17 protein-coding genes are annotated in these 20,462 nt (G+C 49.4%); 11 read left to right on the top strand and 6 right to left on the bottom strand.

Annotation, left to right across the window (positions count from 1 at the left end; all coding sequences use genetic code 11):
* The first annotated feature begins 8 nt into the window (after window positions 1-8).
* Both PBA01S_RS01740 and PBA01S_RS01735 read left to right on the top strand, forming a co-directional pair.
* Complete coding sequence (locus tag PBA01S_RS01740) at window positions 9-920, top strand: carbohydrate ABC transporter permease (protein ID WP_016312166.1); 912 nt, start codon at window positions 9-11, stop codon at window positions 918-920.
* Window positions 921-958: 38 nt separating this feature from the next.
* On the top strand, window positions 959-2,563 hold the full coding sequence (locus PBA01S_RS01735; protein ID WP_028537658.1) for a DUF3502 domain-containing protein: 1,605 nt from the start codon (window positions 959-961) through the stop codon (window positions 2,561-2,563).
* A gap of 70 nt (window positions 2,564-2,633) precedes the next feature.
* Here the strand turns inward: PBA01S_RS01735 and PBA01S_RS01730 are convergent, their stop codons facing one another.
* The gene (locus PBA01S_RS01730) at window positions 2,634-3,227 is read right to left on the bottom strand and encodes a YjgB family protein (RefSeq protein ID WP_028537657.1); all 594 of its coding nucleotides are present in this window, start codon (window positions 3,225-3,227) and stop codon (window positions 2,634-2,636) included.
* Window positions 3,228-3,468: 241 nt separating this feature from the next.
* Here PBA01S_RS01730 and PBA01S_RS01725 point away from each other — a divergent pair, with 241 nt between their 5' ends.
* Entirely contained in the window at window positions 3,469-4,770 is a 1,302-nt protein-coding gene (locus PBA01S_RS01725; protein ID WP_085168878.1) for an Nramp family divalent metal transporter, read from the top strand.
* 136 nt (window positions 4,771-4,906) lie between these two features.
* Here the strand turns inward: PBA01S_RS01725 and PBA01S_RS01720 are convergent, their stop codons facing one another.
* The 3 genes from PBA01S_RS01720 to sleB form a co-directional block, all read right to left on the bottom strand.
* Entirely contained in the window at window positions 4,907-5,311 is a 405-nt protein-coding gene (locus PBA01S_RS01720; RefSeq protein WP_085278979.1) for a transporter, read from the bottom strand.
* Window positions 5,312-5,406: 95 nt separating this feature from the next.
* Window positions 5,407-6,864 carry a 4-hydroxyphenylacetate 3-hydroxylase family protein gene (locus PBA01S_RS01715; protein WP_085168880.1) on the bottom strand — a complete coding sequence of 486 codons (1,458 nt, stop codon included), beginning with the start codon at window positions 6,862-6,864 and terminating at the stop codon, window positions 5,407-5,409.
* A 127-nt stretch (window positions 6,865-6,991) separates the two neighbouring features.
* The gene (gene sleB, locus PBA01S_RS01710) at window positions 6,992-7,648 is read right to left on the bottom strand and encodes a spore cortex-lytic enzyme (RefSeq protein WP_127575165.1); all 657 of its coding nucleotides are present in this window, start codon (window positions 7,646-7,648) and stop codon (window positions 6,992-6,994) included.
* A 328-nt stretch (window positions 7,649-7,976) separates the two neighbouring features.
* Between sleB and PBA01S_RS01705 the strand changes: the two genes are divergently transcribed.
* From PBA01S_RS01705 to PBA01S_RS01685, 5 genes are all read left to right on the top strand, one after another.
* On the top strand, window positions 7,977-10,382 hold the full coding sequence (locus tag PBA01S_RS01705; RefSeq protein ID WP_127575164.1) for a polyprenyl synthetase family protein: 2,406 nt from the start codon (window positions 7,977-7,979) through the stop codon (window positions 10,380-10,382).
* Between the two features lie 311 nt (window positions 10,383-10,693).
* A complete protein-coding gene (locus tag PBA01S_RS01700) occupies window positions 10,694-12,172 on the top strand; it encodes an Lsa family ABC-F type ribosomal protection protein (protein WP_127575163.1) in 1,479 nt (492 codons plus the stop codon).
* Between the two features lie 131 nt (window positions 12,173-12,303).
* Entirely contained in the window at window positions 12,304-13,395 is a 1,092-nt protein-coding gene (locus tag PBA01S_RS01695) for a FecCD family ABC transporter permease (protein WP_232228266.1), read from the top strand.
* A gap of 3 nt (window positions 13,396-13,398) precedes the next feature.
* Window positions 13,399-14,160: an ABC transporter ATP-binding protein gene (locus tag PBA01S_RS01690; protein ID WP_028537651.1), complete on the top strand. Its 762-nt coding sequence runs from the start codon at window positions 13,399-13,401 to the stop codon at window positions 14,158-14,160.
* A gap of 15 nt (window positions 14,161-14,175) precedes the next feature.
* On the top strand, window positions 14,176-15,270 hold the full coding sequence (locus PBA01S_RS01685; RefSeq protein WP_085168888.1) for an ABC transporter substrate-binding protein: 1,095 nt from the start codon (window positions 14,176-14,178) through the stop codon (window positions 15,268-15,270).
* A gap of 65 nt (window positions 15,271-15,335) precedes the next feature.
* Here the strand turns inward: PBA01S_RS01685 and PBA01S_RS01680 are convergent, their stop codons facing one another.
* Window positions 15,336-15,848: a DUF2798 domain-containing protein gene (locus PBA01S_RS01680; RefSeq protein WP_085168890.1), complete on the bottom strand. Its 513-nt coding sequence runs from the start codon at window positions 15,846-15,848 to the stop codon at window positions 15,336-15,338.
* 200 nt (window positions 15,849-16,048) lie between these two features.
* On the opposite strand from PBA01S_RS01680, the gene PBA01S_RS01675 reads away from it, so the two are divergent.
* The 3 genes from PBA01S_RS01675 (at window position 16,049) to PBA01S_RS01665 (ending at window position 19,701) form a co-directional block, all read left to right on the top strand.
* Window positions 16,049-16,774 carry a gamma-glutamyl-gamma-aminobutyrate hydrolase family protein gene (locus PBA01S_RS01675; protein ID WP_028537648.1) on the top strand — a complete coding sequence of 242 codons (726 nt, stop codon included), beginning with the start codon at window positions 16,049-16,051 and terminating at the stop codon, window positions 16,772-16,774.
* A 150-nt stretch (window positions 16,775-16,924) separates the two neighbouring features.
* Window positions 16,925-18,619 carry a M3 family oligoendopeptidase gene (locus tag PBA01S_RS01670; RefSeq protein WP_028537647.1) on the top strand — a complete coding sequence of 565 codons (1,695 nt, stop codon included), beginning with the start codon at window positions 16,925-16,927 and terminating at the stop codon, window positions 18,617-18,619.
* Window positions 18,620-18,720: 101 nt separating this feature from the next.
* Window positions 18,721-19,701: an aldo/keto reductase gene (locus tag PBA01S_RS01665; RefSeq protein WP_127575162.1), complete on the top strand. Its 981-nt coding sequence runs from the start codon at window positions 18,721-18,723 to the stop codon at window positions 19,699-19,701.
* Window positions 19,702-19,704: 3 nt separating this feature from the next.
* On the opposite strand, the gene PBA01S_RS01660 is transcribed toward PBA01S_RS01665, so the two are convergent.
* The gene (locus PBA01S_RS01660) at window positions 19,705-20,442 is read right to left on the bottom strand and encodes an EcsC family protein (protein WP_127575161.1); all 738 of its coding nucleotides are present in this window, start codon (window positions 20,440-20,442) and stop codon (window positions 19,705-19,707) included.
* Between the last annotated feature and the right edge of the window lie 20 nt (window positions 20,443-20,462).

Below are 20,462 nucleotides of genomic sequence, written 5' to 3'. Positions count from 1 at the left end.
TGCAAGGCATGGATGACGTTCATGAAACGCGAAGTATCCGCACCGATCTCGGCGGTATCATCGTCAAAATCGTCGGCTACTTGTTTATCGGCTTCTTCGCCTTATGTTGTTTGCTGCCCTTCCTGCTGGTCCTTGGCACATCCTTTACGTCGGAAGCGGCGATCAAACGGTTTGGTTTCAATTTCTGGCCCCGGGAATTCAGCACCTTCGCATACAAAATCGTCTTCGAAAATCCGGATCTCATCATCGGCTCATATCTTGTCACCATCGGTATCACGATCTGCGGTACCGCGTTGGGGTTATTCTTGGTGGCGATGACGGGGTATGCACTGCAACGGCCCGATTTTGCTTACCGGAACCGCATCTCTTTCTTTATCTACTTTACGACCCTGTTCAGCGGCGGACTGGTTCCGTTTTACTTACTAGTGACACAGTATTTGGGCCTGAAGGATAACTACTTGGCTGTCTTGCTGCCTGGTCTGCTTAGTCCATTCTTAATCATCATGATGAAAAGCTTTGTTCGTTCCATACCTCATGCGATCACGGAATCAGCCAAAATCGATGGGGCGGGGGATTTCACCATCTTTATCCGCCTGATCTTACCGATGACAACGCCCGCTTTGGCCACAATCGGCTTGTTTATCGCCTTGGGGTATTGGAATGAATGGTATAACTCCATGTTGTTCTTATCCCCGGACATGAAGTACCGCCCGTTGCAGCTGTTCCTATATAACGTGATCACCAGTGCGGACTTCATCCGAAATTCAGCCGCTGCGTCGAACGTGGAACTGCGTGATGTGCCGCTTGAATCGATGAAGATGGCGACGGCGATCGTGGCGACGGGGCCGGTGATATTATTTTATCCGTTTGTGCAGCGCTATTTTATCAAAGGCATCACCGTTGGCGCTGTCAAAGGCTAAGGCTTCACAATTTCAAATAGATGAGGGAGGTTGTGTGAATGGTTCGATGGAAGAAAGCGTCAATTTGGGTCATGGTAAGCCTGCTGGTATTGCTGTTGGCGTCCTGCGGCGGCTCTAACAACAATAAAGGAGCGGGCAGCGATGCGCCAAACAATGGGGGCAATGCGGCGAATACTGGTCAAGAGACGGATACGGGAATCGACACGTCCAAGTTCGTGAAGATCAGTTACCTCGTTTTGGGGGATAAGCCTAAGAACGGGCAGTTCGAAAAGGTGCTTGCCGAAGTCAACAAAATCATGAAGGAAAAAATCAACGCCGAGCTGGAATGGAAATGGATCGAATGGGCGGATTGGCAGACCAAGTACAATCTCGCGTTAGCCTCCGGGGAACCGATTGATCTGATTACGATCGGTACGGACTGGTTGGACACCTGGGGCAATGCGCAGCGCGGCGCCTTCATGAACCTGGATGAACTCCTGCCGAAATACGCGCCGGAAACGTGGAATTCCATCCCGGCAGAGGATTGGGAAGAAAGTAAATATGACGGAAAAATCGTTCTGATTCCTGAAAACGATTACACGCAGTGGGTTAACCACGGTTTCTTCTACCGCGGCGATTGGGCGAAGGAGGCTGGGATTACCGAGCCGATTAAGGATTGGGAAGGCATTGAGAAGTACTTGCAGTACATTAAAGACAACAAACCGGATGTGATTCCGTGGGACGCAGCGTCAGGCACGCAAACCTGGGGGGGATTTATCCAATCGTATACGGATGAACTGGAGCTTCCGATCTCGACGGGCTTCATGCCGGTATTTACGACCAAATCCTATGAAGAGCGCTTTACTGCTGTAAGTCCCATCTTTGAGGACGTATTCTTGGATTACGCCACGATGATGAAACGATGGGCGGATCAAGGCTTCTGGCGTGAAGACGCCCTAAATAACAAAAATAACAACCGCGATGCGTTGAAAGCCGGCTTGTCTGGGCTGGATCAACACCATACACAGACGTTCTCTGGACTTCGCGTCGAAATGGATAAAGCACAGCCGGGTTCAGAGTTGCAGATGTTCCCCTTCTCCCGGACACGCGGCACAAACCTGATGGAGCTGTCGATTACCCATGGCGGCACCTCCGTAGGCGCGCACAGCAAAAACCCGGAACGCGCGCTGATGGCCTATGATCTGATTCGTAATAATGAGGAGATTTATCATCTGATCAACTATGGAATCGAAGGCGTGCAATACGTGATCAAAGATGGCAAACGTGCTCGTCCTGAAGGTTATGATGAAGCAAGAGACGGCTTTTATTCCGATTTCTGGGGCGGCCGCGTCGACAAGTTTGAGATTCCTAGCGAAACGACGTGGGATCAAATCGAAGAGACGTTGTATGCGGAATACGATAAGATCAAGAAGCCATATGTGTACGGTCGCTTCGTATTTGATAAAACACCGGTAGAAGCCGAACTAACCGCAATCTCGCAGGTAACCGGGGAGCTTGGGCCGGCCATCGTGATGGGGAAAGCCGGAGACCCCGCGAAGGCGGTTGAAGAGTTCCGCAACAAGCTGAAGCAGGCCGGATACGATAAAGTGCTGGCCGAGCTGCAAAAGCAGTTGGACGCTTATAAAGCTCAGATCGGTGAATAATTGTTAGAAGAAAAAAACAGAACAGACCCGCAAAATCGCGGGTCTGTTTTTTGTGCTGCAAATAACAACTTCATTTTTTGAGCAGATTAATATGATCGAGGTCTGTACTGCTGTTAAATATAAATTCCAGCTTGTAATCGCCGCGGATATAAGTCAGCTTGGTTTGTTCCAGGTTCCCGTTGTGGATCGTACTGCTCGCGTCGGGGGTAAACCAGTTTTGCTTTAACATTTTTATGGTGATGCCACCGATATTCGTTTGACGTTCCACGTTGGTACCGAAATAGCGCATTTCCTGAAGCGTCCCATGTGAATAGGAAAAAGCGTATCCCGGATTGCCCATGTTCGCGCTGTACAAGTCAAAAGCCAAGTTTCCTTTGCCCTCGATGGAAGGCTCACCGAACAGTCTAATGACGTCCTTCTTGCTGCTTTTGCCCACTGTCAAGCCGGCAACAGCCCCGGGGAACTGACCTGTTAATGCGGGTTTATAGAAGCTGTTTAAGGTTTCCAAGGCATGAGCGGATTCTTCCTGTTGAATCTGAGCTGCCTTGAGTAGCGTTGGCTGTGCGTCGACAACACTGCTGGAGGTCGCCCAAGTGGCAGCACCCAAGATTCCTACGGCAAGAAGCGCGAGGACGACTTTAGGTTGGATGATTTTATGGTACATTAGAGAACTCCTTCCGGTCCAATGAAGTATGACGAGGTATATCGTTCATCCACATTCCATATCATAGGACAAACTGCGAGTGAACAAGTGTCGATATCGTTAAATAGAGATTGCAATTTCGCAAGAAAATGGATTTACATTTTTCAAAATGAGGCATATACTAAAACTATAAAGTTGCACACAGGAAACTTTAATGGATATAGACAACTTTAGTAGACGCAAGCGCAAGGGAGGGATTCACATGATGGAACAAAGTATTGCGCAACAAACGACTCCAGTCACCTCGAAAGGATTGGATCATCAAACGTCCGCACATGCCGCACTAGACGGCAGAACGAAAGGGATGAAACGGCTTCTTCCGTTTCTTGGACCTGCGTTTATCGCTGCGGTTGCTTATATCGATCCCGGTAACTTTGCTACGAACATCACCGCAGGATCGAAGTACGGCTATCTGTTGTTATGGGTGATTTTCGCTTCGAATTTGATGGCGGTGCTGATTCAGTCGTTATCAGCGAAACTTGGGATTGCCACGGGCAAGAACCTGCCCGAAGTTGCTCACGATCGATTTCCGAAGGGGGTATCGATCTTTCTGTGGATTCAAAGTGAGTTGGTCATTATCGCTACGGATCTGGCAGAATTTATTGGGGCGGCGTTAGGGCTTTATCTCTTGTTTGGTATTCCGATGCTGCCGGCGGCCGTGATCACCGCGATTGGCTCTTTCGCCATCCTCGAGCTGCAGCGTCGGGGATATCGTGCACTGGAAGCGGGTATCGCTGCCATGGTGTTGATCGTTGTTTTGGCCTTTGCCTTTCAAGTGATTGCGGCGAATCCGGATTATGCAGCCGTTGGAGCAGGCATGGTAACTCCCCGCTTTGATGGGGTGGACAGCGTTCTGCTGGCTGCAGGGATCTTAGGGGCAACCGTGATGCCTCATGCGATTTATTTGCACTCCTCGTTAACCCAAAATCGGATTGTGGGACGTAATGAGGCAGAGAAGAAGAAGATTTTCAAGCTGGAATTCATTGATATCGTCTTGGCGATGTTGATTGCCGGGGCCGTGAATATGGCGATGGTTGTGGTTTCTGCAGGGCTGCTCTTCAAAAACGGTCTCGTCGTTGAAGATTTGGATGTCGCTTTCCATCAATTTGGCACAATCGCCGGACCGGTTACTGCCATTTCCTTCGGGCTGGGGCTGCTGATCGCAGGCCTGTCCAGTTCTTCGGTGGGGACGATGGCTGGGGATGTGGTGATGCAAGGGTTCATTAACAAACGCATTAACCTGTATGTACGGCGGGCGATTACAACCATTCCTCCGCTGGCAATTATTATATCTGGCGTGAACCCAACGAATGCTCTGGTGATGAGTCAGGTGGTATTGTCGTTTGGGATTGCATTTGCACTCATTCCTTTGATCTTGTTCACCTCCAACCGCAAAATTATGGGCTCCCTGGTGAATCATCGGGTGACCACCACGCTGGGATGGATGATCTCCGCTTTGGTCGTAAGCCTGAACCTGTTCCTGGTTGCTCAGATGCTGTTGTAAAGGGGTAGCCGCAAGGACTTCGATTTCCACGTTGAGGCGGGGATAGAGGTCCTTTTCTTGTTTCACAGGGACAAGCTAGAAAAAAACAAAAGCGAAAGAGTACCGACTGCGTGTGTGGTCTCTTTCGCCGTCTGCGTTAGAAGCACGTGAACGAGCGAATCCGATTTAAATCGATGCCGAAGTATCCCCAGAAGAACCCAAACCACCGGAATCCGGCAATCGAATTCCGTCCGACGAATACCGGGAAGAACCAGAATTGCTCCCCATTGTTCAGCCAGACATAGGTATTACGGAACAAGCAGCGTCTGATCCCGCCGGGATCGATAGCAAACGTGCCGACTTGCATTTGTGGGACAAATTGTGGTGGTGGAGAGGTTGGCGGTTGAATACCTCCAGGTGCTCCTCCCGGCGCCCCTCCCGGAGTACCGGGGAATCCTCCCGGACCTCCTCCTGGAAATCCCCCTGGAAACCCCGGCCCGCTAGGTCCCCCCGGTATTCCTGGAATCCCTCCGCCAGGTCCCGGCACTGGAAAAAATCCCATATGTGATCGCTCCCTTCAATGTATAGGCATAATCATCATATGCAAATGCGGAGAAGGCGGCTGGGCGAATGCCGAGGAAAGGAATTAAATTTTCTTTATTCTCCTTTTAACTCTAGAAACTGGTAAATTCGCGATTTGTATTGCTCCATGCTCTCGCAGCAGCCATACATCCGGTTGGCAATCGTCTTTCCATTTCCGAAGAAGAAGCGTTCGAACTGGTTTTGTCTGCCTCCAAACGCTCCGCCGCCCAGCTCCCAGGCCAGTCTGAAAAGGGCGATGCGATCCTTGGCCGGGCTGGAAATCCCCTGTAAATAGGCATTGAGGTACGCTTCGTTCTCCGAAAAGAAGTCTGCCCCAAACGGGTTCATGATCAGCTGGCTGGCGCTAATCGTACGGATCAACCGCAGCGCTTCTTCATGCAGATCGGGAAATTGGATGCCTGCGGCGGTCAGGGGGGCCAGTGCTGGAACGAAGTAGCCGGATGAGGTGAATGTCCCGTCAGTCTCAGCCGCCACCCGTAATGCTTTTAGATTCTCCAGCATCGCCATGAGTTTGGTGATGGATTGGAGGAACGTAGGCTCGCTATCCGCATTCTGCTCCTCGGCTAACACTTGCAACAGCCCTAGGAAAAACTCCGTTTTCGCAATGTACCGTGTGAGGATCTGGTGACCAACGTACGCATGGAAGTGCCCTTCACGAAACAACCGATCGCACAGCTCCTCTTTCCCAAAGAAAAATACCCGATCCCGCGGTACGAGAACTCGATCAAAAATCACCATCGTATCCATTTCCTCAAATCGACTGGAGAGGGGATGATCATAACTTGAATCAAACGCATGGCTCTCTCGACATATAAAGGTAATTCCCTCCACATCATTAGGCACGGCAAAAGCGAACGCGCTGGGATTGACCTGCCCGTCTCCCAACATGAACGTTGGCGTGGGGAGGACGAGGATTTCCTCGCAGGTAGGTCCCTGGGTCGCCATCAGAAAAGCTCCGCTAACGACAAGACCTTCAGGTTGGATCTCCACCACCTTGGCGGCCAGGGATTCTTCATGATCCACCGGTCCGGACATTTTGCTGATCATCGGCTGCACGAAGGCATGGGATAACGTGATATCATGCTCCCGACAATATTCGTAATACGTGCGCAGATTCCGTCCATACTCTGGCATGGCGGCCTCCAACAAGGAGCAAGCCGTATAAAACGACATCAATGCCGTGTTCATATAGTCGGGGGAACGACCGAGGAATCCATGATGCAAACCGGCCCATATCTCGGACATCCTCCTTCTGCGAACTAAGTCATCGGGTGTGGTCGGCGGCAAAAATGAAAGACCCACTCGCTCCTCGCTGGTCGGTGACACATAAGTCATGATGTCTCGCAGGTCGTCCTCGCATTGCTTGTCGTACATCGCAGCCTGCGTCCGGATCAACCCCCGAAAGGCAGGGTGCTCGGATAACGGAACGTTGACACGTTCGCCGTTGTACCATAGCCGGATGCGCTTGCGGTTGATCCGTTCGATGTACTGTTTTCCGTTTTTGATGGGCATCGTCTTCCTTGTCCCCTTTACACGTAATGAGTGTGGTTTGTATATATAGTGCAGAGAAGTTTAGGAATGTGCCTCCTAAAAAAACACAGGATCTTGCGCGATTCGCAAGACCCTGTTTCATTTTCCGTTAACTGGTGAAGATGTGGTTTCCGATTTGAAGCTTCTGCGGACGCGACCATATCCATTTGCTTGTCGCTGTTTTTGGATTGAAATAATATAGCGAACCGTAGGACGGATCCCAACCTCTAACCGCATCCAGTGCAGCCAGATAGGCTGTGCGATCCGGCGTTAGCCAGATTTGCCCGTCGTCGACCGCCGTAAAGGCGCCCGGTTGAAACACAACCCCGTTGATCGTATCAGGGAATAATGACGATTGAATCCGATTCATAACGACGGCACCTACCGCCACTTGTCCAGTATATGGCTCACCTCGAGCTTCACTATAAATCACGCGAGCCAACAGATCCATTTCGGTTTGATTCAGAGAATATTTTCTCAGCGCCTTCCACGTTTGGGGCCCCGCCACACCATCTACCTGGAGCCCATAACGCGACTGGAACGTACGCACGGCTTGCTGCGTTTTTGTCCCGTAATATCCAGTAAGCTGCTCATTGAAAATGCCCAACGCCTTCAGTCGATATTGAAGATCCCAAACATCGCCGCTCGTGGAGCCCAGCTTCACCGTACCGGAGGCTGCGGCCGCTGGTGTTGGTGTTGCTCCGCCCAACAAGCCTGCCGAGAGCATGATCACCAAGAGTAAAAGGAATCCTCGGAATTTTTTCATTTCGGGTGACCTCCTTTCCCTACAACATTGTAGGGAAGAGCGCAGGGCGGGACAACCTACAACTTTTGGCATTCAGCGGGAAGTCAGGGAAGGAGTGAGAATAAAAACCCCCTTCAAACCTTGAAGGGGAGAACCGGTTCCAACTAGCTGGAGCTGTGTCTTCTCGATTTGTAATAGCCGGAGCCCACGCCCCTTTCTTTTCCCCGCAACCTAGACTTAAGTCTAGGTTGGATACAGACTAATGCAGGTTTTGGTCGTTCTGTCGTTTATACTATTATAAAAGATAATGGTCTTGAAAGAAGACCCAAATAAGCCGAGGGATGCATGGATGACGATAATGAAGGCAAACATGGAACAAGCGGACAGGTGGTATCAACGGGCCGAAAATCAAGCCGCACGTTACTTGGACGTGTTGCAGAATCAAATCCGATCGAAGAGTTATGTGTCCAGACTGCTTGATGATTTCATAGGGTGGAAAAAAAGGCACCTTCCGCGTCAGAAATGGCTCCCGATCTGGCGACGCGGTGTCAAATCGCCCGAATCATCGGAAGGTTCCCGGTTTTTCGCATGGCTGGCCCGTGCAGGGAAGCTGGATGATTATTTGGAGCGTAGCGTTTCCTATATGTATCTGCGGGATCTCGGTCAGGATTTATCCGATCCCCGAACCCGTACCAAGATCCAACGCATGGTAGGAAGGTTAAAGAAGACGCTTGTCTCACCGGAAGAAGCAACAGGCGGAACCGGATTCTCGCAAGAGATGATGAGCCTCGCTTCCGTCTATCGCTGGGCGCAGCGAGAGGGCGTCGAGGAAGCGGTCATTTGGGTAATGGAGCGGTTGAAGGGGGTGCGAACCTATCTCCCACCGGAAATGAACGCCGAGGAAGCCGAGCGTAAGCTCATCAAAATCATCTTGGGCGTCTTCGTACACGTGATGGACGAAATGGATGATCAGACTGAGACAGGTTGTGCAGAACGTTCACGCCGGCTCGGAGAGGCAATCAAGCTGGGATATTATTACGGGCTGACCTACCCGTTTATTGATGATCTGCTTGATTCCGGAGCCTTAAATGCTGATGAGCAGGACCAATATTCGCGGATGATCCGCAAGACGATCCGAACGGGGATTGTCCCTGAGCTTGGGGAGTGGAGCGGTCGCCATCATGAGCTCGTTCGATATATTCATACGGAGCTTCGAGAAGCGTATGAGTTTATCCGTGGTTATCAGAATCCGGACACGCAGAACGTATTTTTCGAGCAATCCAATATCTTCTTTGAATCTCAAGACGCCGATCGCTGCAAGACATTGGATGATGCACATTATTCTAACGAGGAACTATACCTGCCTATCATATTAAAATCCGCCTCGTCACGATTGATCGTTCGTTCTGTGATTTCCGCTCCGCAAGATGAGGGGTTTGACCAGCGTGTCTTCTATTATGGCCTTTACAATCAGTTGGCTGACGATTTTGCAGACATGGCCGCTGATCTTGAAGCGGGTGCGGTCACGCCTTATACGTATTATTTGACCTACCGGCATGAACGACCGGATTTGATCAATCCGTTTGAGTTGTATTGGGTGGTCATTTCGCATTTGATCCACCATGTCTACCGTTCGGAACCCCAAACTCGCGAGATCATTTTGGCACGCGCCATTAATGGACTTAAACGATATCAAAGACGGGTTGGAGCGGACCGATTTCATGAAGTGATGGCGATATTTACGCTTGGACATCCGGAGCTGGAGGGGCTGATTCAGCTTCTGGTTCATCGTGCGGTGGATGTCGATTTCTACGACAAATGGCTGCGAGACCAACTGCTGATTACGATGCGAACGAGCCGGCAAGAGCAAGAAGCGTTTGCTGAGCTTGTTCAAATGGCTCGCAAGCACGTAAATGCGATATTGCCAATCCCTAGTGCCGCATCTTCTTCAAATAGAGAAGATCCCCTTCTGGTGGAGACGGCCAATTACAGTCTGGAAGGAAGCGGGAAACGGCTCCGACCGATCATCGCTTGGGTGATGGGCGTGCAGGTCTACGGACTAGATCCGGCTGCATTATCCCCGTTGTTCCGGGCGCTCGAATACATGCATACCGCTTCTCTCATCTTTGATGACTTGCCGTCTCAAGACAATTCTCCATCCCGCCGCGGCAAACCAACGCTGCATGAAGTGCATAACAGTGCCATTGCGGAGCTAACAGGCATCTTCTTAATTCAGAAGGCGGTGGAAGAGCAGGCATCCTTGAAAGGTTTTGACAATGAATCTGTGCTGGTATTGCTGCAATACCTATCCCGGAAAGCCGGAGAGATTTGCATGGGGCAAGCGATGGATTTAAACGCCAAAGGCAAAGTATTAACCGTAGAGGAGCTTGACCGCATTTGCTTCTACAAGACGGGGATTGCGTTTGAAGCCTGTCTGGTGGCGCCGGCCATATTGGCACGGGCGAACGAAACGGAAATCGCCGTTCTCAAGAAATTTGCTTATCACACTGGCATCGCTTTTCAAATCAAAGATGATCTGCTGGATGGGGAAGGGGATTCGCGTTTACTCGGCAAACCGACCGGGAAGGACATCGAAAACGGCAACTCGACTTATGTGACTGTGTTGGGGACGGCTGCGGCCAACAAAGCGATGTGGGAGCATTATTGTTTGGCGATGGAAGCGCTCCAGGAGCTTCCCGAACCTCCGTCTTTTCTTAAGCAATTACTGCATTACATCATGAACCGGAAAGCATAAGCCAGTTGTCATTAGAGCCATTTGCATTGCTGTCAAACCTTGAACTCCTATCCTCATTATGTTAAAATACGACTATCTTTAATGAGGGAGCTGAAACGGATGGATATTTCTTGCTAAGAAGATGGAACCGTGATGCGAGCGTCATTCGCATGGTTTATTTCTTATGCAAGAAAGATATCTCATCCTTTCACTCCAATCGTATATTCTGAATCCATCCCCCGATGGCAGGGGAGGATTTTTTGAATATTTTTGGGCTGCAGGAAAGGTATCTTTCTTGCAGTCCATTTTTTTATGCAGGAGGGATGTTGTTCATGTCATTAATTCATGTGAACCATCTAACGTTTGCCTATGAGGGCAGTTACGATAACATTTTTGAGGATGTCAGCTTTCGTATCGATACCGATTGGAAGCTGGGGTTTACCGGGAGGAACGGGCGAGGGAAGACGACCTTTCTACATTTGCTGCTCGGAAAATACGAATACAGCGGACAAATTTCCGCGGATGTCAGCTTCGATTACTTCCCGTTTGAGGTCAAGCATCCGGAGAAGCATACGCTGGATGTCGTAGAGGAAATTGTTCCGTACTATGAGCTGTGGGAGCTCATGCGTGAGCTTTCTTTGCTGCAGGTGTCGGATGATGTGCTGTACCGTCCTTTCGAAACCTTGTCCAATGGGGAGCAGACCAAGGTGATGCTTGCCGCCTTATTTTTGAAGGAGAATCACTTCCTGCTGATCGATGAACCAACGAATCATTTGGACATGGAAGCGCGAGAGCTTGTGGGGGATTATTTAAACCGCAAGAATGGGTTTATCCTGGTTTCTCATGACAGGGCTTTTCTGGATCGTTGTGTGGATCACATCCTGTCTATCAACAAGACGAACATTGAAATTCAGAAGGGCAATTTCTCCGATTGGTGGGAAAATAAAAGGCGCCAGGACAACTATGAGCTAGCCGAAAATGAAAGGCTGCAGAAAGACATCAAACGCTTGTCGGAAGCGGCTAAACGGACGAGCAACTGGTCGCATAAGGTGGAAAGCTCGAAAAATGGCACGCGAAATTCCGGCTCCAAGGTAGATAAGGGGTACATCGGTCATAAAGCGGCTAAGATGATGCAACGCTCCAAATCGATTGAGCAACGACAACAGAATGCGATAGAGGAAAAGTCGAAGCTGCTCAAAAATATCGAAACCTCGGAAAGCTTAAAAATCGCCCAGCTGCCTTACCATAAAACAGAGCTTGCCGAATTCGACCGTGTTTCGATCCACTACGGTGAGAAGCAAGTGTGCCAAGAGATCAGCTTTACGATCGAACGAGGCGATCGCATTGTGCTGACGGGCCGCAACGGCTCCGGGAAATCAAGCATTCTGAAGCTGCTTTGCGGGGAGGACATCTCTTATTCCGGTACGGTACGCCAAGGAAGCCAATTGAAGATCTCCTATGTGTCCCAACAAACCTCGTGGCTGCAGGGGAATTTAACCGATTTTGCCAGAGAGCATGACATTGATGAAAGCTTGTTTAAGGCTATTTTGCGGAAATTAGACTTCTCCAGACTGCAGTTTGAGAAAGATATGGCGGATTACAGCGGGGGACAGAAGAAGAAGGTGCTCATCGCCAAAAGCCTCTGCGAAAAAGCGCATTTGCTGGTTTGGGACGAACCGCTGAATTTCATTGACGTCATCTCGCGCATGCAAATCGAAGACTTGCTGCTGAGCTATGAGCCGACGATCTTGTTTGTGGAGCATGACCGCGAGTTTTGCGAGCGGATTGCGACCAAACACGTACAACTCTAAAGAAACACTTTCAACCGCGTTCATCGCGGTTTTTTTATTTAAAAATTTTCAAATTCCGAATTGTAATTTTAAGAACAATATCTTATTATCATATCTATGATAATGATTCTCATTATCAGAATTATCGCTGAATGGGAGGTGAAATTCTGAATACTACCGCTGCGAATCAAAAGATGGGGAGTCTCTATTACCCCTTTATCCTCCTATTACTCGTCTTAATCGGGGTGTCTGCGGTTTTTTCCGTATCCATTGGTCAAGTCCATATTCCATTTAAGCAAGCGATGACCATTATGCTGAACTTCTTGTCACACGGTCAATGGGGGTCGCTGGAGCATATCGATAACCAATCCTACCTGAACATTATTTTGCAAGTTAGGATGCCTCGTGTCATCTTTGCTCTTCTCATCGGCATGGGACTCGCCTTGTGCGGAGCCGTGATGCAGGCCGTGGTGCAAAACCCGCTCGCGGATCCATACATACTGGGCATCTCGTCCGGCGCTTCGCTGGGGGCCACATTCGCCATTCTAATCGGCTTTGGCAGCGGCGCGCTGTTGTCTCAGTTCGGCGTTGCTTTTGGTGCCTTTGTTGGTGCGATGATCGCGTCGATCGCCGTGCTGATTCTCTCCAGCATTGGAGGCAAAGCGACATCGGTGAAGCTCGTGTTATCCGGGGTCGTGCTCGGCGCATTGTGCAGTTCCTTCTCCAGCTTGATCATTTACATCGCCAACGATGCCGAAGGGATCAAGTCCGTGACCTTCTGGGCGATGGGCAGCTTGGCTTCCTCCAGTTGGGACAAAACACCGATCTTGGCAGTGATCGTGATTCTAGGCTGCGGGCTGTTCCTGTTTCAACACCGCGTGCTGAACACGATGCTGTTAGGCGACGAATCTGCGATAACGCTTGGGATCAACTTAAGCATCTTTCGCAAATTGTACATGATCTTAACTGCGTTAATTACGGGTACGATGGTCGCTTACGCGGGCATGATCGGATTCGTCGGGTTAATCATCCCGCATATCGCCCGTGGTCTATTTGGTGCGGACCACAAGCGATTGATGCCGGGGACGTTGCTTCTAGGCGCACTGTTCATGATATGGTCGGATATTTTGTCCAGAACGTTGATCCATAATGTGGAATTACCCATCGGGATCATCACGTCGGTAATCGGGTCGCCTTTATTTATCTATATGATCGTGAAAAAAGGTTACAATTTCGGAGGTTAAAGCATGGAATTGACCGCGAAACACTTGGAGATCAAGATCGGAAAAAGAGAAATCGTCAAAAATGTTTCAATCCACGTTAAAAACAAACAGTTTGTCGGACTAATTGGCCCCAATGGATGCGGTAAATCGACGCTGCTCAAAAGCATCTACAAGAGCTTGGTCCCGCAGAAAGGCACCATTTTTCTGAATGATATGGATGTATTAAAGACTTCAGAGAAAAAGGTATCACAACATTTAGGCGTGGTCGGTCAATTTAATGAGATGCATTTCGATCTAACGGTGCAGCAAATGGTGATGTTGGGCCGGACACCTCACAAAAAATTGCTGGAGTCGGATAAGCAAACGGATTACGAAATCGTAGACGATGCTTTAAGGAGAACGAATCTGCTCGATTACAAAAACCGCAGTTATTTATCGCTCTCTGGGGGCGAGAAGCAACGGGTTATTCTAGCTAGAACGATTGCGCAACAGCCCAAATTCATGATTTTGGATGAACCGACGAACCACTTGGATATTCGTTATCAGCTAGAGATTTTATCTTGTGTAAAATCGCTTGAAATCGGTGTGTTGGCAGCGCTGCACGACTTGGAAATGGCCGCGCATTATTGCGATTACCTGTACGCGATCAAGGACGGCGAGGTTTATGCGCACGGCAAGCCGGCAGAAGTCCTGACACCGGAAGTGATTGAATCACTTTATCACATCAAATGCCAGACCTATATCAATCCGATTACGAACGGATTAAGCTTCGCATATGGAATTTAAAGGGGAGAACAAAGGATGAAGAAGAGAGTATGGTTTGCCTTAAGTTTAACATTGTTGCTGGCATTAACGGCTTGTGGTGGGGGAAACACGAGCACGGGCAGCACGAGTACAAGCAACGGCTCGGCGTCCGCACAAAATCAAACTGAAAATCAAGCTCAAAACCAAGCTCAGAATCAAGAAGCAGCTGCCACGCAATATCCCTTAACGATCGTGAACTACACAAAAGCGGAAGGCGGTACGGAGTGGAAAGAGAAGGAGCAAGTCTTCGACAAAGCTCCTGAACGGATCATGGCAAACACAAGACCCGCCGCTGAATTTCTGTTGCATTTAGGGTTAGGCGATAAAATTGTCGGGGTTGGCGCAAACTTCGGTGCACCGGACCCTGCAGTGGAAGAGGAATACAACAAACTGAATATTCTGAGCGATGGATACGTTGGGAAAGAAGTGACCCTGGGAACGGATCCGGATTTGGTCTTTGGGCGCGGCGGTTTGTTTGAGAACGCCGATTGGGGTGTCGGCACCGTTGACGTGTTAAATGATATGGGCATCAATACGTATGTCTTAGAGTCTTCGATTACCGGGGGGACCTATGAATCGGTCTACAAGGATATCGAGAATTTAGGGAAAATCTTCAATGTGCAGGATAAAGCCAATGCATTTATACAAGAATTAAAAGCAAGACAAGAAGTGATCAGCACCAAACTGGCGGGCATTACCGAGAAAAAAACCTTCGCTCTATTATTTATGAGTGATCCGAATGAAGTCAGCGTCTACGCCGCCCATGCGGAAAGCTTCTTTAACGATGCGTTCCATATGGTGAAGCTGGAGAACGTCTTCGAGAATAACAGCAGCGACGAGGTTAGTGTGGAATCGCTGATCGGGGCCGATCCGGACGTTCTGATCGTACCAGATTGGAGAACCTATGACGGATCGGATCCTAACACGCTCAAAGAGGCGCTGTATAACAATCCGAAATTGTCCAACATGAAAGCGATCAAGAACAAACAGATCTATGCAGTTGACTACAACTATATGTTTGGTTATGGTTACAACACGATTGATGGCATGGAGCAGTTGGCGAAAGAAATGTATCCGGATTTGTTTAAATAAAATATAGGGAGATGCAAAAAGAAGGCAATCCGCATTTGCGGTTTGCCTTCTTTATTCTTGGTATATTACGCTTCAACCTTTTCCATTTTGGCTGCTTTGGCAACTTGTTTGACGTGGATTTTCTTCATCACGAAACGGGCGATCGGTTGAGCAATCAACATCTCAATCCAGAAAGCGATGCAGAAGTTTTTAGGCCAATGATGAAAGAACCCTTGGATCGGATCGAGACTGATATGACGTTGTCCAACCCATGATCCAATGACCGTCAAGCAGATCGACAATACAGAGACACTGAAGAAAATATTAAACAACGTTTTCGCATTAAAGCTGTCCGTCGGTTTCGTAAATTTAGCCATCAGTTTGCCTACAAGAGGTTTTGCTACAAAGTTGACCAAACACAGCACAATTATCCACATCAACGGGAGGATTTGCAGCGTCTTCAGGTAATTTGTCTTCGAGAACCCCATTTCAAACCCCATAATCAGCGGAGCGATGGTGTTGACCGAGAAAATCGATACGATCAACATGTAAATTAGGCCTTCCTTTGCGTTCCAAGGTACTCTTATTTCATTAGGCATGGTTTCATCTCCCAAATCTCAAGTATTTCAGATGGCAGACGAGCAGATTTTGCACAAAAAAACGCACAGCCACCTCAGATGGCCCTGCGTTTTTGCTGCACACTGATACAAATATTTTAGCATTTTGTGAATGGATGATCAATGTTCAATTTTGTATCGTAGTTCTAAAACTCGATAATCGCAGCGTGGAGGCCATCAAAATGAAAAAACCGATGATTGGTGTATTGCCCTTATATGATGAACACAAAGAGAGTTATTGGATGCTCCCCGGTTATATGAAAGGTATCGAAGTGAGCGGCGGAATCCCCGTCATGTTGCCCCTAACGACAGACTCCGAGATCCTCTGGAACCTGGCCCAAACGATGGACGGCTTTCTTTTCACTGGAGGTCATGACGTAAATCCCGAGCTTTATCACGAAGAAACCATGGAGGTTTGCGGAACCCTCTGCAAAGACCGAGATACCATGGAATCCGTTCTATTTCAACATGTTCTTCAAATGGACAAGCCGGCATTTGGGATATGCCGCGGATTGCAGTTGTTTAATGTCCTGCTGGGAGGCGCGTTATACCAAGATCTTCCGTTGCAGTTTCAGCCCGAGACCCGTTCCTCGATTGTACATAAGCAAAAGCCGCCGTATTCTCAGCCCGTCCACCAGTTGAAATTGGCGGAAGGCACGCAGCTTCACCAAATTCTCCAGACGGATTCGCTGCGAGTCAACAGCTACCATCACCAAGGGATTAAAGAGCTGGCGAAGCCGCTGGTTGCCGCAGCAACAGCGGAAGACGGTTTAATTGAGGCGGTGGTGATGCCAAATCAACGCTTTATGATAGCGGTACAGTGGCATCCTGAATTTATGTATCAGGAAGATGAACCTAGCTTTAAACTATTTACAGCGTTTGTGAAAGCTTGTCAGGGAGAAAGATAAGTTCGTTTCGTCAGACTTAAACCAATGTACCGTGGCGTACACAGCTGACATAGCGTGTCGTGATTGCGATCAGGAAAGAGGATTTAGTATAATGTTCGTATTCTTGTAAATTCCAAAATTATCTAATCCTCGTAAAGGCAGGTGCATGCCATGAAATTTAGTGAATACCGATATGAACGGCCCGATGTCCAAGCTTTCCAACAGAGATTTAAGGAGCTTCTTCAAGGATTTGCAAGTGCGGAGTCTTACGAAGAGCAAGACCGGATCATGCGGGAAATCAATCAACTTCGCAGCGGCTTCGATACGATGCAGGAGATCGCCGGTGTTCGGCACACGATCAATACGAACGATGAGTTCTATAAAGCGGAACAGGACTTCTATGATGAAGCAGGCCCGGTTGTACAGGAATCGATTACAGACTACTACCGGGCCTTAGTTCACTCAAAATTCCGTGCCCAACTGGAGCAAAAATGGGGGCGTCAGCTGTTCCGGCTGGCCGAGCTGTCGTTAAAGACGTTTAGCCCTGAAGTCATCGAGGATCTGCAGCGGGAAAACAAACTGACCACCGAATACGCCAAACTGATCGCCTCCGCGAAAATCCCGTTTGAAGGGGAAGAACGCAACCTTTCCCAACTGATTCCGTTCCAGCAATCCACGGACCGAGAGGTTCGCAAGCGTGCAGCCGAAGCGGCGTACGGTTTCTTGGCCGAGCATGAGGATGAGCTTGACCGGATCTATGACGAGTTGGTGCAAGTACGGACCAAGATCGCCAAAAAGCTGGGATTCCGCAACTTCGTAGAGCTTGCTTATGCCCGGTTATCGCGGACGGATTACGATGCCGAGAAGGTTGCGAACTTCCGAAGCCAGGTGCTCAAGCATATTGTGCCGGTTGCCACCAAGCTGAAGGAACGGCAAAAGCAGCGGATCGGCGTGGACCAGCTGCTGTACTATGATGAGAGCTTTGCTTTTAAATCCGGGAATGCAGTGCCGAAGGGCGATCCGGACTGGATTGTGAAGAACGGGGCGAAGATGTATCGCGAGTTGTCTCCGGAGACCGATGAATTCTTCACCTTCCTGACGGAAAATGGGTTGATGGATCTGGTCGCCAAGCAAGGGAAACGGGCCGGCGGGTACTGTACTTTTATTAGCGATTATAAGGCACCGTTTATTTTCTCCAACTTCAACGGCACATCCGGCGATATCGATGTGTTGACACATGAAGCGGGGCATGCATTTCAAATGTACGAGAGCCGCGGCTTTGAGGTGCCGGAGTATCAATTCCCAACGCTGGAAGCCTGCGAAATTCATTCGATGAGCATGGAATTTTTCACCTGGCCTTGGATGGATTTATTCTTTGAAGAACAAGTCGATAAGTACCGGTTCGATCACTTGGCAAGTGCCGTCATCTTCATTCCTTACGGCGTGGCGGTCGATGAATTCCAGCATTACGTGTATGAGCATCCGGAGGCAACGCCGGCGGAACGCAAGCAAGCTTGGCGGGAAATTGAGCGCAAGTACGTTCCTTACCGAAACTATGCGGATAACGCCTATTTGGAACGGGGCGGATTTTGGCATAAACAAGGACATATCTTCAATTCGCCGTTTTATTATATCGATTATACCCTGGCGCAGATTTGCGCGTTTCAGTTCTGGAAGAAGATGCATGAAGACCGCGAAGCGGCGTGGGCTGACTATTTGCGCTTATGCCAGCAAGGCGGCAGTCAATCCTTTACGGAGCTGGTTCAAACGGCCGGCTTGATTTCTCCGTTTGAAGACGGTTGCGTCACCTCGGTGATCGGCAGCATTGAAGCGTGGCTGGACGGGGTGGACGATAGCGCACTCTAATAAATTACCTATTCGACGTTTGCAAACGATTTGATTTGCAGACGTCTTTTTCTTTGAGAGATAATAAAGTGATAAGACTTCATCGCCTGGAGGAATGAACGATGGATTATGTGAAACTAGGGAATACAGGATTAGACGTCTCCCGAATTTGCCTGGGCTGTATGAGCTTTGGTGAAGTGGTGCCGGGATGGCATTCCTGGGTGCTGGATGAAGAGAAGGCGCGCCCGATCATCCGAAGAGCGCTTGAGCTGGGCATCAATTTCTTTGATACAGCCAACGTGTACGCAGCGGGAACCAGCGAAGCGATCACAGGGCGCATTCTTAAGGAGTTTGCGAACCGGGACGAGATTGTCCTCGCAACCAAAGTATGGGGACGCATGCATCCGGGGCCAAACGGGGCCGGGTTATCGCGGAAAGCTATTTTAAGTGAAATCGACAAAAGCTTGAAACGGTTGGGTACCGATTATGTGGATCTTTATATTATCCATCGCTGGGATTACAACACGCCAATCGAAGAAACGATGGAAGCCCTGCACGATGTGGTGAAGGCGGGGAAAGCCCGGTATATCGGTGCTTCTGCCATGTATGCCTGGCAGTTCCAGAAGGCCCAGTATATTGCGGAGAAGAACGGTTGGACCCGGTTTGTTTCTATGCAAAACCACTACAACTTGATTTATCGGGAAGAGGAGAGGGAGATGGTGCCGCTCTGCCAAGATCAAAATATCGCCCTAACGCCTTACAGCCCGCTTGCTTCCGGACGTTTGATTCGCGATGCCTCGGTCACCACCCAACGCTCGGAAACCGATGCGATTCAAAAATCCAAGTATGATCCCACCGCAGCGGCGGATCGCTTTATTATTGAGCGTGTAGCAGAGCTGGCGGAAAAACGCGGTGTTCCTCGAGTACATATTGCGCTGGCCTGGCTGCTGCAGAAGGAACAGGTCGCTGCACCCATCGTAGGCGCAACGAAAGTATCGCATTTGGAAGATGCAGTGGGGGCGTTATCGCTCAAACTCAGCGAAGAGGAAATGGCCTATCTCGAAGAACCGTACGTACCGCATCCGGTGGTAGGGGCAGAGTAAAAGTTATCTCTCCGGATCGTTTAGTTTACGCAAGCGATACGCGTTCATCGCGAATTCACGAAGCTCTTCCAGGATGGTGTAGTTCGCCCATGCGCCCGCAAGTGCTCCGATTCCAGGTACCATCTGGAGCATTTTTCGGAAGTCGATTGCATCGCGATATTCAATCTGAAAGGTCTCCCAGTCCAATGTGTTGGCATATGGGGTATCGCTTGCCCATTGCTCTTGTTCGATATGCCACTGCTTGATGGAGTGTAGGATCTTAGCGCGGTTATGCGGGCTGGCGAACGTCATTTGAAATACTTTGAGAGTAAACACACGTTCGGAAAATACTTTCGTGTCATATCCATAGACATGAGCCAGTTCGAAAAGAAATTTCATTTTTATGGCAATGAAAGCCGGAAAATCTACCGCATTCAGCACTAGACCGCCAGCTCCGGTTCCAGCGCCTTCGGCTACCGCAATTTTTTGATATAAGCGAAACAGTTGGTTCGCTTCTTGATCCGCGGTTTCCAGTTTAATTCCGCGCTGGACCGGACGCTTTGGCGTATATTCCGCCCCAAATAGCGCCGTGCGCACGATGGTGCGTATGGTGGTCGTAATGATCTGGTGCATTTTCGGAGGGATCAGTTGATTCACTCGCTGACTGATGGACTTTGACGTTTTCTCTAACCATCCCGCCGGCTTAAACATGTTGTGCTCCCATACGGCGATTTCCTTCCGCACCTGCTGTTCGTAACTCACCCAATCGCCCCCTTCAAAAG

The sequence above is a fragment of the Paenibacillus barengoltzii NBRC 101215 genome (genome assembly GCF_004000745.1).
Lineage (GTDB): Bacteria > Bacillota > Bacilli > Paenibacillales > Paenibacillaceae > Fontibacillus > Fontibacillus barengoltzii.
Note: the sequence above shows the minus strand (reverse complement) of the source record. Positions and strands in the feature narration are given on the sequence as shown.

Coding starts and splice junctions, on each gene's coding strand:
- PBA01S_RS01740 (WP_016312166.1), top strand. CDS start 9: ATGGATGACGTTCATGAAACGCGAAGTATCCGCACCGATCTCGGCGGT.
- PBA01S_RS01735 (WP_028537658.1), top strand. CDS start 959: ATGGTTCGATGGAAGAAAGCGTCAATTTGGGTCATGGTAAGCCTGCTG.
- PBA01S_RS01730 (WP_028537657.1), bottom strand. CDS start 3,227: ATGTACCATAAAATCATCCAACCTAAAGTCGTCCTCGCGCTTCTTGCC.
- PBA01S_RS01725 (WP_085168878.1), top strand. CDS start 3,469: ATGATGGAACAAAGTATTGCGCAACAAACGACTCCAGTCACCTCGAAA.
- PBA01S_RS01720 (WP_085278979.1), bottom strand. CDS start 5,311: ATGGGATTTTTTCCAGTGCCGGGACCTGGCGGAGGGATTCCAGGAATA.
- PBA01S_RS01715 (WP_085168880.1), bottom strand. CDS start 6,864: ATGCCCATCAAAAACGGAAAACAGTACATCGAACGGATCAACCGCAAG.
- sleB (WP_127575165.1), bottom strand. CDS start 7,648: ATGAAAAAATTCCGAGGATTCCTTTTACTCTTGGTGATCATGCTCTCG.
- PBA01S_RS01705 (WP_127575164.1), top strand. CDS start 7,977: ATGACGATAATGAAGGCAAACATGGAACAAGCGGACAGGTGGTATCAA.
- PBA01S_RS01700 (WP_127575163.1), top strand. CDS start 10,694: ATGTCATTAATTCATGTGAACCATCTAACGTTTGCCTATGAGGGCAGT.
- PBA01S_RS01695 (WP_232228266.1), top strand. CDS start 12,304: ATGGGAGGTGAAATTCTGAATACTACCGCTGCGAATCAAAAGATGGGG.
- PBA01S_RS01690 (WP_028537651.1), top strand. CDS start 13,399: ATGGAATTGACCGCGAAACACTTGGAGATCAAGATCGGAAAAAGAGAA.
- PBA01S_RS01685 (WP_085168888.1), top strand. CDS start 14,176: ATGAAGAAGAGAGTATGGTTTGCCTTAAGTTTAACATTGTTGCTGGCA.
- PBA01S_RS01680 (WP_085168890.1), bottom strand. CDS start 15,848: ATGCCTAATGAAATAAGAGTACCTTGGAACGCAAAGGAAGGCCTAATT.
- PBA01S_RS01675 (WP_028537648.1), top strand. CDS start 16,049: ATGAAAAAACCGATGATTGGTGTATTGCCCTTATATGATGAACACAAA.
- PBA01S_RS01670 (WP_028537647.1), top strand. CDS start 16,925: ATGAAATTTAGTGAATACCGATATGAACGGCCCGATGTCCAAGCTTTC.
- PBA01S_RS01665 (WP_127575162.1), top strand. CDS start 18,721: ATGGATTATGTGAAACTAGGGAATACAGGATTAGACGTCTCCCGAATT.